At 55.7% G+C, this 12216-nt stretch carries 13 protein-coding genes; 3 read left to right on the forward strand and 10 right to left on the reverse strand.

Going from position 1 to position 12216, the window contains the following annotated elements; genetic code table 11:
• Positions 1-359 precede the first annotated feature (359 nt).
• The 4 genes from CEG14_RS14745 to CEG14_RS14760 all read right to left on the reverse strand — a co-directional run bounded on the left by CEG14_RS14745 (position 360) and on the right by CEG14_RS14760 (position 5405).
• On the reverse strand, positions 360-926 hold the full coding sequence (locus tag CEG14_RS14745) for a class I SAM-dependent methyltransferase (protein WP_094827077.1): 567 nt from the start codon (positions 924-926) through the stop codon (positions 360-362).
• Positions 916-2211: an MFS transporter gene (locus tag CEG14_RS14750; protein WP_094827078.1), complete on the reverse strand. Its 1296-nt coding sequence runs from the start codon at positions 2209-2211 to the stop codon at positions 916-918. The genes CEG14_RS14745 and CEG14_RS14750 overlap by 11 nt, the downstream gene beginning before the upstream one ends.
• The gene (locus tag CEG14_RS14755; RefSeq protein WP_094827558.1) at positions 2208-3902 is read right to left on the reverse strand and encodes a radical SAM protein; all 1695 of its coding nucleotides are present in this window, start codon (positions 3900-3902) and stop codon (positions 2208-2210) included. Before CEG14_RS14755 ends, CEG14_RS14750 begins: the two co-directional genes overlap by 4 nt.
• 1149 nt (positions 3903-5051) lie before the next feature.
• Entirely contained in the window at positions 5052-5405 is a 354-nt protein-coding gene (locus tag CEG14_RS14760; RefSeq protein WP_179280602.1) for a GrlR family regulatory protein, read from the reverse strand.
• Between the two features lie 999 nt (positions 5406-6404).
• Between CEG14_RS14760 and CEG14_RS25770 the strand changes: the two genes are divergently transcribed.
• Genes CEG14_RS25770 through CEG14_RS14770 form a run of 3 tightly spaced genes read left to right on the forward strand, consistent with a single transcriptional unit; the run spans position 6405 to position 7271 of the window.
• Complete coding sequence (locus tag CEG14_RS25770; RefSeq protein WP_179280603.1) at positions 6405-6713, forward strand: DUF3486 family protein; 309 nt, start codon at positions 6405-6407, stop codon at positions 6711-6713.
• Between the two features lie 22 nt (positions 6714-6735).
• A complete protein-coding gene (locus CEG14_RS26380) occupies positions 6736-6894 on the forward strand; it encodes a hypothetical protein (protein WP_179280604.1) in 159 nt (52 codons plus the stop codon).
• 38 nt (positions 6895-6932) lie between these two features.
• Complete coding sequence (locus CEG14_RS14770) at positions 6933-7271, forward strand: hypothetical protein (protein WP_256985715.1); 339 nt, start codon at positions 6933-6935, stop codon at positions 7269-7271.
• Positions 7272-8467: 1196 nt separating this feature from the next.
• On the opposite strand, the gene CEG14_RS14780 is transcribed toward CEG14_RS14770, so the two are convergent.
• The 6 genes from CEG14_RS14780 to CEG14_RS14805 form a co-directional block, all read right to left on the reverse strand.
• Positions 8468-8671 (reverse strand): hypothetical protein, encoded by a 204-nt coding sequence (locus tag CEG14_RS14780; protein ID WP_094827082.1) that lies wholly within the window; start codon positions 8669-8671, stop codon positions 8468-8470.
• 165 nt (positions 8672-8836) lie between these two features.
• On the reverse strand, positions 8837-9340 hold the full coding sequence (locus CEG14_RS14785) for a hypothetical protein (RefSeq protein ID WP_094827083.1): 504 nt from the start codon (positions 9338-9340) through the stop codon (positions 8837-8839).
• Positions 9337-9891 carry a lysozyme gene (locus tag CEG14_RS14790; RefSeq protein WP_094827084.1) on the reverse strand — a complete coding sequence of 185 codons (555 nt, stop codon included), beginning with the start codon at positions 9889-9891 and terminating at the stop codon, positions 9337-9339. The genes CEG14_RS14785 and CEG14_RS14790 overlap by 4 nt, the downstream gene beginning before the upstream one ends.
• The gene (locus CEG14_RS14795; protein ID WP_094827085.1) at positions 9888-10214 is read right to left on the reverse strand and encodes a hypothetical protein; all 327 of its coding nucleotides are present in this window, start codon (positions 10212-10214) and stop codon (positions 9888-9890) included. The genes CEG14_RS14790 and CEG14_RS14795 overlap by 4 nt, the downstream gene beginning before the upstream one ends.
• A gap of 89 nt (positions 10215-10303) precedes the next feature.
• A complete protein-coding gene (locus CEG14_RS14800) occupies positions 10304-10687 on the reverse strand; it encodes a hypothetical protein (protein ID WP_094827086.1) in 384 nt (127 codons plus the stop codon).
• Complete coding sequence (locus tag CEG14_RS14805) at positions 10684-12216, reverse strand: septum site-determining protein MinC (RefSeq protein WP_094827087.1); 1533 nt, start codon at positions 12214-12216, stop codon at positions 10684-10686. The genes CEG14_RS14800 and CEG14_RS14805 overlap by 4 nt, the downstream gene beginning before the upstream one ends.

A 12216-nucleotide genomic window follows, 5' to 3' on the forward strand; every position in this document is an offset into this window, starting at 1 on the left:
CTTCCCAGAAACCAGGTCATAGCGGCGGTTACCGGCTGTACGGCGGCATATTCTGGGCTTAGTTCAATGCCTTCCAAACGCCCTTCAGAGCAAACGGGCCATGGTCTTGAAACGATAAAACCGAAGAGTGCGCCCCCCCAGACCCGCAGTGTGCTTTCTAAATTGCTATGGGACCGTTGCTACTCATTCCTCTAGTGGCCGAAAGTTCCAGGCGCACAGCTTGTGCCTTCCGCTTACGATCAATGTTCCCCTCCGCGCGTCAAGCAATCGATTGCCCTAAAGCAGCCTGTATCGATGCGCACGACGAGTACCAACTACATGATAAGTAGGACGTTAACTTGACGCAAAACTGCCTGAATTCACTGCAAGCCGTGGTACTTCGCTGTAACAGTGTAGAAATGCCACCGCCGCGAAGGGTCTCTCCCACCCGGCCCCTCGAACTCATTCCAATACTCGATTTTCCAGCCCACAAACAACTCGTGAAGCAACGCATCGTCAAAAATCGAAAAATCTTCGCACCTCGCGAACAAATCGTTTTTACCAAAAAAATTTCCACAAAAATATCCACCGGGAACCATCGCCCTCCGCACCCGATGCCAAAATGCATGAAAATTGTCCGGCCGGACATATTGGAGAGAATACCCGGCATAGATAAAGAATGCCGCGGGCAATGCAATGATTTCAAAGTCAGTACAGACCACGGTCAATCGATCGAGCATATGAGTCGTGACTTCTCGTTTAAGCCGGGCTACAGCTTTCGGATCAATATCCACTGCGAGGACTGGCCAGCCTTGAGCCCAAAGATAAAGCGGGGTCGATGTTGACCCAAACCCAAGATCAATGGCGATAGCCGCCGAATCCAAGGGTCCCACCCGACCGACCGCACTTTGAAGATACGGGGGAATCTCAATGTCACTATCGGCCATCCATCTCACCCAAATGAGCAAAAAATAAATTAATCCCCTTACTCTTAAGGAGAGAAAGAGAATACCCTGTCATTATTACAGCGCAAAATGTAAACAGCCAGCGAGTGTCATTTTTCAAAAAATCAAAGAGCATTCCTCCCAATAAGCCCGCAATCGGAATCAATCCACCACAAACTAACCCGTACCATGCATAGACCCGCCCAAGGGATCGTCGAGGAACGGTAGATTGAAGTGCAGTTTCGAAGAGTATGCTCCATATCCCGTTTGCCACGCCCGCAGAAAACAAGTACACACACGCCCACTTGAAGTCGGAAGCTTGCGCCAAAAGCAAAAACATAAAGCACATTAACAATACCAATCGAATCAAAGTGGTTTTCTTCAATAAACCAAAAAATGGAATCTTTGCGACCAGGACGTAGCCGGCAAGAACCCCCGCAGCGAACAGAGCCATAATTATTCCGTAAGAAACCTCATCACCCAGGAGCGCGTTGGATACATGAAATGGCATAAGTACAAAAATTGGCGTAGCAAAAAAATTTATTATCAAACCCATCCCAAAAAAATTCCGTGCACCCGGAATTCCTAGAACCTCGACCCATCCTCGTCTGAAGTCGGAAAAAAAAGAAACATTTTCCTTATCAACGATACTGTCGCTTGGAACGAATAATTTCGACGGACGGGCTTTTCCAACTAAAATTGCCGACACCAAAAATGAACCGGCATTGATAAAAAAAAGGGATGCCGGGCCAAAAGACCGGTAAACAGCCCCTCCAAACACATTTCCGATCGCCTCGCCGAGCCGAAAACCAGACTTGTACATCGCATTCGCGGGCGCACGAACCTGTCGAGGCACCAAGTCAGGAAACATACCTCCAAACGCTGGACGAAAAAAAGAACCGACGATTGACATTAAAAGGTTCGCTATAACGACGAACAAGATTAGCCAATCGCCTCCTTTCCGCGACGAAAATGCCAGCGCCAGCGCAAACGCAACTAAAGCGCTGAGCAAATCGCAAAGAATCACAATAGTCTTGCGATTGACTTTGTCTGCCAAGACTCCTGCAAATGGCAGGCATAATAACGCCCCAATTCCGCTGATGAATATCACCTCACCAAGCAAAGTTCCAGAGTGAGTGGAATTCTTTATGAAAAAAACTGTGCTGATGGAATGAGCGGCGCTGCCAATTTGACTAATAAACTGGCCTGCCCATACATACCTGAAATTGGGATATGTTAAAGGTGAGCCAAATCGGAGGCCAATTTTTCTGCTAGTTCGTTCAGTCATGACCCTTTACCATTACTTAATGGCCTCTCGGCGTTGATAGAGAACACCGGCATGCGAGATTTTCGGCCGGGCAGACTCGTTAGCTGCCCAGGCCGAAGCCCCGATCGAAGTGACGCAAAGAACTCTTTCCGAAGGCTGTCCGGCAATAGCGGAACTATTTCATCTTCCACGAATGGAGAAAGGCTGCAGCAGATTGGATCGGCATCCCAAATACTTCCCGCGTAGGCCAAGCTGTTTGCTCGACACCCTCCGTGGAAGAGAGCTCCATATCGGCAGTCCTTGCAGGGAAGATTCAAGATTGACTTGGACAGAAAATCCTTGAATTTCGGCGTTTCGTAAACGGCCTCAACAGAGCCAGATTGCGAAATAGAACCAATCGCCTCGTCGCGAAGCGACGGGCAAAACCGTATCCAGTCCCCCTGCTCAACTATCATTGATCCGAAGTGATAGGAGCAAGGATGCTCAGTCAGGCTCCGAGCTGGAGAGAAGCCATAAAACAAATTGTCGTACCGAAATACTTGGACAATTTCCAAACGCCAGGGCGGTATTTTTGGATAATTCTTAAGATAGTTTTCAACAATATACTTGTAGCTTGGCTTAGCTTCTTCCAGCCAACTCAATGGAACACGGCTGAGCGGGCTTTTGGAGAGCCGCCCTGCCAAATAGGCCTGATCTATTTGCCATCGATCGATGCCGAGACCGGCGATTATTTTGTACATTTCCGGCAATTCTCGGGCCGACAACGCATTTGTAATGGTCGTATTCACCGTAACGTGAAGACCATACCTCACCGCCAAGGAGATCCTTTCAATGATCTTTGACGCTGGAATACCTCCGCCTACACTACTTTTCCGTACAAGTTCGTTTCCGGCCAGTCCGTCCAAACTAATTGCCACGCCAATTTCAACAGGCTGATTATTTAATAATGACCGGCGCCAATTTCTCAACGAACGCAAAGCCTTTTGTCTTGTTAACCACTCCAATTTCTTCTTAGTTAAAAGCAGTCCATTTGTAATAAAATATACGTTATCGCATACATCGAGAGCGTTCGAGAATATTTCTTTCCAATCGGGACGCGTCAGAATTTCGCCCCCCGTCAACGTGATTTTATTCACGTCCATTTTTTTAGCTTCAGCTATTGCCCTATCGATTAGCTGCCTAGGATGATGAGGATTTTCAATCGAGGATTCCGGGTAGCAATGTTCGCATCGTAGGTTGCAGTGATTGGTCGTTTCTATATGCACCCTGAATGGCCTCCTGTATCGCTCGACTCGTGACTCCAATCTACTTTCATCGGTAGGCCAGCACTCAATGTCGGGGGCCCCCTCGAACTCTCGCTTGTATAACTCGATCGTTTTATAATACGAGGCCTGATGAAATTCGAATGCCGCTGATGCGGCAGTTGGAACGTCAGTGACATGATCGACAAAGAGTCCGAAGCAATTTTGACAGAATCTACTATATACTTCGGTATTTAGAATCAGCTCATGCCAGTATGCATCCACAGCCTCCGAAGGGGCCAATTTTTCATTCTTGAATTTCGCACTTAAATAAAGAAACCGGCGCGTCTCTAACTCAAGCTTATCCGCTTGCGATCCATATGCGTTTTTTAGGCGAAATCTTTCAGTAATCCGCGAAAGATCGAAGGTTTTCCAGTCGAAATTTTCTGAGTCTTGTTCAGAGAGTTCCATTTTTGGCTCCTCCGCTCACAAAATTCGGCGACGCGCCGGCAGTTCGTCCAGCTACTTCCGATGGGGTTCGGCAACACTGAAGCAGGAATCGACGAGGTGGCCACCGTGCACTGAGTGGTAGCCGAAATGTCTACGCGATCCAGCGCGCCATTTAAAGAATTTTGATATCAAATTCGCTAGTAAGGTCATTTCATTCTCCAATAGAGGTCAAGCCATCATTGACGCGAAAAAAAGCACTTTCCTATCGCCCATGAAGGAAACACCACGCAGCCGTCGATTTGGCATCAAATCGCCCCTGTGAATGAACAGGTTCCGCGGGTCGCTGTACAGCCCTTGTCGGCCGCACCTTTAACCTAGCCCAAAAAAAATGCGTGCCCAAGCATCGAGATGAAACAACAACCGCCTTCCTCTATGAAACTCGGTGGAATGGAATACCAAGAATCGGACTCTACCCATATTCGTGCGTTCGCTCGCAATGTGAATGACGCGTGGCGATAAGTCGCATTGGAGGAGTGAGCGCGGTGATGCAGACACTGCACCTTCATCAGCCGAGGTGAGCAACTAAGCCGAGCCTATCTCGCTCGAGTTCAATGCTCACGCTCGACTTAGGGTCGAAGAAGTCCTCGGTAACGTACTATTTTCGACTGACGAACACGCACTCTTGTCCCTCGATTCATTGATTTCGCCACGAAGTGCGATTGCGTGGAACTTCGTAATGGGAAGAGCTCGCACACGTTCTGGTGCCACAACTAGGCGTTCGAAGAGCCGGCCGAGGAGCTCGAGAATAATGATCCGACTAAGTGGCTTGGAAGAGATGCTCAGAGCCAGAAAGGCAAAACTTGGTGCATACATTATGTGCACGCCTTACCGAGGGCTTCACCGCATACGTCATTTGACGACTATCCTGCCCTCCCCCATCACCGTGCAGAGGAAGCTTGGCGACGCCACAGCCACCTCGCACGGCGATGATTTCGCTATAAACCATTCCAAGCGTACGCGCGGAGCGGCCTAAGCAGGGTCTTAGAGGCCAGAGACAAGAGCATCAAATCCGTAGAAAAAAATTCCTTGAGGCGGAGACCTACGTTTCGCCCGGTCGAGAGCGCACAAAAAAAAACCCCGCAATTCGCGGGGCTGTGTAAGTAGCGTTGCCTAAAACTGTAAGGGAGCGACGAAATTTCCCTGTATGACGATGGCCGGACCTCGATTTGGCGCCGGCCCAGCCAAGTTGAACGTTCCTGCTGTCGCCGTTCCAGCGAGATCCAAAGTGAAGAATTCGACTCCGGGTCCGAAAACGCTCTGAGCGTTCTTCGTATAAGGCCGAACAGACAAAGTCGCCGTAATCGCGATTTTCTCAGCACTTGCGGGATCAGACTGACGGTAACTACCACTGTAGATCATTTGGTCATCTCCACCCCGGATCACGCCTTTATCCAGCACAACCACTCCGCCTGCGCCAGGGAGCGCTGCAGAAAAGGCAACTTTGTAGAAACCATCTTTCAACATAGATTTCTCCTTGGTGCATTGGACTGCCATATGACAGCCCCAGCGGAGTATTGCTCACCTGCTTCCTAGCGTCTAATAGGAAAAACACCTGTCGCTAGAATCGGAATCGCAGCCTATTCTCAAATGCTGCACGCTCGCAGCGCCCACAGTTTCGCTCCGCCCGCCTTGCCACCCAAAAACTCGCGGACATTCGCATTGGTACACTAGACGTGTCATTGCCGCGGGAATCAGTACGCCCCCCCGCCCCACCACCTAGAGGGTCCTCGAGAAGCGACGAGAATGCGCCGCTTAACGATCAGATCCGCAGCAACGGAAATAATCGACCCTGGCCGGGACCACCGTCGTGAAGAACATCGATAGGCAGCTATGTACTTGTGTACGGAAGTTTTGTATTGGTTTCGGCGGCCGTAGCTCGTATGACCTTCACTCGCTCGGAGCCGGCCGGCCGCACGCACCCACGTTCGCACGCAAAGAGCTGTTGCAACTGCTGAGTCGGGAAGGCATCGTCGCCCCGGAGCGCGCTTGTCGGCCGGAAGTTGCGGAGCGGCAAATGACCCCATCGAAATTGATGGCGATAAGCTAAACACACCGACGTACCATCGTACGCCGCGCCTATCCGTTAACCTGCCAAATCGCCCAAAGCAAAAAGCCCCTGAGTCATGGACTTAGGGGCTTTCTGGTTGCCGTGCTTGGCAGCACTTGCAAGGTATTTGGTAGGCGGTATTGGAAGCGGAAGCGCAGCGTAAGCCCCTGTTTTATAAAGCGTCTTGCTTGGCGAGGTACGATACCTACCCTTATTCCTACCCTTATTCATCTATGCGAGTGCATCAACCGACTGCCTGACGTCCATTTTATGTGCACTCGCTATCAGGCCGTCAAGCAGGCCGCGTTCCTGCGCAGGCAGTGCAACGCGCGCCAATCCGAGGCCGGCCGACACGCGGGCAGATGCACGGCGGCCCCTGCCATGCGTACACTGAGGGGCAGACACACGGAGTTAGAATGCCCCGACTCAACAAGATTGCGGCGCTGTCCCCTGCTGAACGGCAGCGTGTAGACGATGTGGTGCGAGCCTCGAACTACTACAACCTAGACGGAATGAAGGCGCAGTTGTCCGATATGGGCATCGAGGTGTCCCGCTCGGCTCTTTTCCGCTACGTCGGAGAGTTGAAGAAGAAGGACGCCGGCATACCTGTGGGCCTGAACGAGCGACTCATTGTGATCATGGACCGGAGCACAGGCCTCGTCACCACGATCACGAAAGAGTCGACGGTCGACCAGATCGTTGGTCTGCTGTCACCCATCCCTTGAATGAACCAACTGGCTCGCCACGATGAAACTCCGCGAAATCGCAGCTCTCGTTGGCGCGGCCGCTGCAACATCAGCCGTCGCCAACCTTGTGTTCCAAGGTCCCGGCGAAACTGCCGCGCTGGTCATCGGCGGTGTGGGGAGCGTGATGCTGGTTGCGTTGCTGCTGTTTGACTGGCACTGATACACTGTACATTCATACAGCACTTTCAGTGGGTCGCCATGGGCGCCACCTGCACCGTCACCCTTACCCACCACCTCGGAAAAAAGCTCGAACGCGCCGACTGGCCGGAGCCCATCCCGGCCGAGGTGCGCCTGATCGCCATGAACAACCAGAGCCTGGCGAGGATGGAAAACCGGCTCACCCTCGACAGGCTGCAGAAGTTTGGCGCGGTGGAGAAGTCGGCCGTGCCCGACTTGCTGGAGCCCCGGTTGCTTTTCATGGGTGGGCACCACCAGGCGATGATGTTCATCGGCTTCGAAGAAATCATGAATCAGCGGTATTACCAGGGCTGGTGGCTGCAGTGGTGCCACGACGGCGACTGCAACAATACGAAATAGTCCTACACTTCGTTCGCAGAACCGCGAATACTGGGCTACCGGTTGTCCGGCCATAGGGACACAATGGAACCGCCCCATACTGCCATAGTCGTATCTGGTAGCCACGCGTCCGCCATCGGGTACGCGTGGGCGCGTCGGCACGCGGTCCACCCTCAAAAGGTTGAGCGAATAGCGCTTGAGTGGTTTAACGATACACATGCTCCGCACCAACGCACTTGGACGTCATTGCTCGAGTACCTTTGCTCAAAGCTGCCGCACGCCGCGCAATACCCCGTTGCAGAAGCTGCGCTTAACGCGCCTGCCCCTCACTCTCTAAATGCAAAAAGTCCTCGGTTGAACGAACAATTTCGTCCCAAGTCATAGACTCCATTGTTGCCTCCCAGGGCGCGGGGGCCATGTATCGGAACCCAGTTTCAAACTGCCACACCGGGACGACTATTCCTGGAAGCCCTGCGATCTGAGCTGCGGCCTGCAACTGCGGATAAGACCCAGATCGAATTAATTCTTCCGCCTGCTCACGCTCCAGGACGACCAACAACATGTCCTGGCCAGCCACCCTATGTTTCGCATACGCATACTTTTCCATGTTCCCCCCATTGACTGAGGTCTCCTTTCCGCATCTCGCGTGCCACTCGCGACGATCGGAGGTGACTGGTATGCAACCATTCGCAAAAAACATAGCAGTGACGTATTGAACTCCGTAGGGTGGGCTATCCACCAACTCCGGACGGACGTGAACATGAACGTGGGAACGCAGCGCTTAGTTATTACGGTCGGGCAGGCCTGCGGTATCGGACAGGCTTGGGCCGAAAACCATTGCATTTCGTCTGAAGACGGGGAGTACTACGCACGACGGTGGTATAGACGGACCCAGGGCCACAATGCGAAAACGTGGGATAGCCTGATCAACTACCTTGACGCGAACCTCATCCGCTTTCCGGCGAGCGGAACGTCACGAGCGGGAAATGCAGCCTAGGCTTATCGGGTCGGTCGTGATCTCGGAATATCAGGCGATGGCGATAGGCGACACCTGGGCGGATGCCCATGCGGTGGAAAGACATCTCGTCGAACGAACGGCCCAACAATGGTTCGCCGAGACGTGTTCGCGCTACCGATACCGTGATGACCTTGAGGCCCTGTTGGCAAGCCGATTTGCTGATTGAATGGCGCGGCGACCAGAAAGGTCGCCTTAGTCGCTAGGCGAAGTGCAAGCCATCAAGCGCCGCCTCTCCCGCGCTCTCGGCTTCCTTATGAGTGCGATGGCGCTCTCGGCCCTCAGTGACAGAATGGATCCGCCCCTTTTTCTCGTCGACCGTCATGATTCTCCAGAAAAAGCTCACCGTGTTCGGTTGGAGAATTTCGAGGGTGCTGACTAGCGAAGTGCCGACGTGCTCTTTCATTGCTGTATTCCTTCTGGGTGCTCCCAGAATGTGAAGCCCAGCATACAGGCAATGTGCTCGGCTCGGTGGTAATGACAGCAATATTTGTGCCTTATTTTGAGGCGACGGGACGCTGCCCCCCCGCTACGACCGCCGTTTGGTCAGCGATGTCGCGCCACGACTCCCTCAGCCGGGCTCTACTATCGGTGTGTTGCTTGGAGGGCCGGACGGAGACAGCGAGCGCACGTAGCCCTGCAGGCCGTTCACCTGGTCGGCCCATGCTGCAGCATCTCGGCCCAGTCGCTCATATTCCGCGACACACGCCCCAACAACTCCGATCCAGTCGGCGCCGGCGCCATCAGATCCACCGCTGGCGCTGGCAAGCGGGGCACGCCGGCCGGCAAGCTGCCGCTGCAGCCCGTCAATCCGAGAGCGGTGAGCAGCGACAGTTTTTTCAGCATTCTGGCGGGCCAGGACGGCGCCGCGATAGTTGGCATCAGCACGATCTCGCTCCTCCTGCATTGCGCGCTCTACACGCGCCTGGCGCTCGAGCGTGGCGGCGCGCTCAGTGGCGACGCCGGCGTCATACTGCCGCGCGCCGTACAGCTGCCGGTCGATGCGCCAGCCGGCCAGCGCCAGCGCCAGCACGGCGGCACCGATCAGGTACGGCCAGGCCGCGCGCGGAATCATTGCAGCCCCGAGAGACAGAGGCGGCGTTCGTCCAGCCTGCGGTTGCGCAGGCCCTGCACGAAAACCTTCTGCCCACCCGGCCCGGTGACATAGGACCAGACGGGCGAGCCGTCCGGAGCGTTCGCCAGGGCATTGCAGCCCTCGGCCAGGCGGCCGGCGTTGATGAGGCCTACGGCGCGGCTTGCGCAGGTGCTGGGCACCCCGAAGTTGTGGGCGTGACTGCTGAGCGCGTCGAAGATCGGCTGATTGATTGCGACGTTGATGCACTGGGCCAGCTTCAGCTGAACCTTGCCCACCACCATGCGCTCGACCTCACCGCAGCGCTCGGGCGACCAGTAGTCGCCCACGAAGACCGGGTCAGGGCTGGTATGTCGCGTGATGCCCTTGCACACGGTGGGCAGCCCGCCAGCGAGCTTGTCGGCATAGACGATGTTCTGCCCGTCGCCCTCCCACTTGCCGAGGAAGCTCTGGAGAGGCCCCGAGAAGATCGCGAGGACCCCGGAGGCGACAAGGGCGGCCGCGCCGCCCTTGATTTTGGTGCCGAGCTTCATTTGAACCCCCGCCACGTTGAGTAGGCCGTGTAGACCGCAGTGAGAAAAACCACGATGTAAGTCAGGGGCTTGGCCAGATTGCCAAGCCCCTGCAGCACCTTGAAGCCGCCGGTAAGCGCCTGGAACGTGTCGATGATGTCCTGCGTGTTCTGCCGGATCTGCTCGACGGCGTCAGCATTTCGCTTCGTCGCATCTGTGTTGGTTGCCATGTTCTGCTCCATCTGAGCAAGGCGTGTGTCGATGTCTTCAATGCGCAGCTCCAGTGAAGATTGCTTCGCATGCATCGACTTAAGAACTGCGTCGGTGAGGTGTTCGTCTGCCACCTATATCTCCGGAGAGTCGGATGTTCCCGACGTAGGGACGAGAAAAAGCCCGCCGAAGCGGGCTGAAATGGGCTGAAATGGGCTGCGCCCTATTTGCTGCTAGCGAGGATGAAAAGCTCATCGAGACCCTCTGCCGTGCCACCGTGTTCGAGCCACAGCCGCAACAAAAAGGCATTGTCACGCTCCCAGGTGTCCGCCTCATACTCTATCTGCGCCGCACGACGTTCCCCCGGATCCACGATAGAACCGATGGCCTCTTCGAACATATCCAACTTGCCGACCTCCAGCAGTGCAAGCCTGCCTTGCCGGCGCCGGACGGACACAGGCACGGCCGCCGCTCGCTCCACGCGCGCCACGTCCTGAGCCGACGCCACACGCCAGCCGGGCAGTAAATCGCCCGCCTCATTGGCCGGAACTGGATAGGTCTGGAGATAGACCGAGTCGATGTTGAAATACACATGCTGTTCGATCATTGAGCCTTGCTCCCATAGCGCACCGCGCGGATTGCGCGGATCGGGTATCCGTTCGTGAAGTTCTCGCCCCAGACTCGATCCGGCGTGCTGGGCAGCACGGAGATTGCCGTCGTAATGCCGCCCCCGCAGTAAGCGCTGTGGTAGTGCTGTTGACCTGTAGACAGGGGCCAAAGCCGCGTGTCGTACAGAAACGGAGCGCTCTGATACAACACGGAATTTTGCCCCTGCGACGTATGGCCCAACACGAGGTGATCAACGCCAGAAACCAGCGCGCGCGACAACGTCACAGGCGCAACCGCACCCAGAGATCCTTCCCAAAGCGTCTCAACGCTCATCGCAACGGAAGGCGCAGCGAGCCGGTACTCCAGCGCCGAAATCCGTGCAGCCATCGCGGCATAGTCGCTCGCAAGTTGCGCGGCATCGGCCGCCCCCGTGTTCAACACGGTGCCAAACAGCTTGCACACCCAGACGACAGTCACGTTCTTGCCCCGCGTCTCCACGTCGATACGGGGCTCGCCGTAATTGGGCCGTCCACTGATCGAGGGCTTGTACTCGCCAATCACCAAAGTGTTGTAGGCACCGTCCCCTGCATTGTCAGACGTGTCACTGTTCACCAGACCGAGGGCGCTGAAGTTGGGCGACGTCTGGGGGCCATACCTGCCGTTGTTCCCCACCATTCGCTCAGCGGGCGTGCCGGACGGCCAACTATTCCGCGGCTTGAACCACCACGGCTGCACAGCATCACGCTGAATGGCTCCGGCGACACCAGCCGAAAGCGCGCCGTCACCACGCATGAAGAGCGCGCCCAGGCTATTCGGGCTCTTGCCGTTGTAGTCCGGCATGCGGAACGTCGTAGATCCATTGCCCCGTGTGAAGCAGCCTCGCTGGCCTGGGTTATCCCACCATTCGGCCTCATCGATCAACGGCACCCGCCCCGCGTTGATCTGCTCCCAGGCGTCGGGAAAGGTCTGCCGATCGAGTTCCTGTCCATCGTAGGCAACGAAACCGGCACTGATGAACGACCGGCTCGGCGCCGCAATCGGGTACAGGAGCGGAAAGCCGCCCGCCAGTTGCGCCGCCTCAGCCGCCTGTTTTGCCAGACCGGCGCTGGCCGCCGCGGCAGTAGCTTGCTCCATCGCTGCTTCGCGTTGCTCACCCGCAACGCCAGCATGGTGCTTTGCGGAGAAATCAGCACCCACCACGGGCGCGCCGGTCTTGCTCGCCCACGCATGGGCTTCAGCCGCGCTGGCGCTGGCGTCGGAGGCATGCTGGACAGCGATGCGACGCGCGGCGTCGGCCTCCCCGGCAGCGCCACCAGCAGCGCTGGCATATGCCTGGGAAGAAGACGCCTGCTGTTGCGCGTCAAGCGCCGCCCCCAGGGCCACCTCTCGGTGTTGGTCAGCCTCCAGCAGCAGAGCGTCGGCTTCCTGGGCGAATCGAGGCAGTGCGGCCATGAAGCCGTCCGCACGCTCAGCAAAGTTTGCCGGATCGCTCCGGCTCGGAGCCGGCGGCAAAGGAGTGATTCCCAT

Source organism: Bordetella genomosp. 1, assembly GCF_002261335.1.
Lineage (GTDB): Bacteria > Pseudomonadota > Gammaproteobacteria > Burkholderiales > Burkholderiaceae_B > Bordetella.

Coding starts and splice junctions, on each gene's coding strand:
- CEG14_RS14785 (WP_094827083.1), bottom strand. CDS start 9,340: ATGATTCCGCGCGCGGCCTGGCCGTACCTGATCGGTGCCGCCGTGCTG.
- CEG14_RS26380 (WP_179280604.1), top strand. CDS start 6,736: ATGAAACTCCGCGAAATCGCAGCTCTCGTTGGCGCGGCCGCTGCAACA.
- CEG14_RS14770 (WP_256985715.1), top strand. CDS start 6,933: ATGGGCGCCACCTGCACCGTCACCCTTACCCACCACCTCGGAAAAAAG.
- CEG14_RS25770 (WP_179280603.1), top strand. CDS start 6,405: ATGCCCCGACTCAACAAGATTGCGGCGCTGTCCCCTGCTGAACGGCAG.
- CEG14_RS14780 (WP_094827082.1), bottom strand. CDS start 8,671: ATGAAAGAGCACGTCGGCACTTCGCTAGTCAGCACCCTCGAAATTCTC.
- CEG14_RS14800 (WP_094827086.1), bottom strand. CDS start 10,687: ATGATCGAACAGCATGTGTATTTCAACATCGACTCGGTCTATCTCCAG.
- CEG14_RS14805 (WP_094827087.1), bottom strand. CDS start 12,216: ATGGGAATCACTCCTTTGCCGCCGGCTCCGAGCCGGAGCGATCCGGCA.
- CEG14_RS14750 (WP_094827078.1), bottom strand. CDS start 2,211: ATGACTGAACGAACTAGCAGAAAAATTGGCCTCCGATTTGGCTCACCT.
- CEG14_RS14755 (WP_094827558.1), bottom strand. CDS start 3,902: ATGGAACTCTCTGAACAAGACTCAGAAAATTTCGACTGGAAAACCTTC.
- CEG14_RS14790 (WP_094827084.1), bottom strand. CDS start 9,891: ATGAAGCTCGGCACCAAAATCAAGGGCGGCGCGGCCGCCCTTGTCGCC.
- CEG14_RS14760 (WP_179280602.1), bottom strand. CDS start 5,405: ATGTTGAAAGATGGTTTCTACAAAGTTGCCTTTTCTGCAGCGCTCCCT.
- CEG14_RS14745 (WP_094827077.1), bottom strand. CDS start 926: ATGGCCGATAGTGACATTGAGATTCCCCCGTATCTTCAAAGTGCGGTC.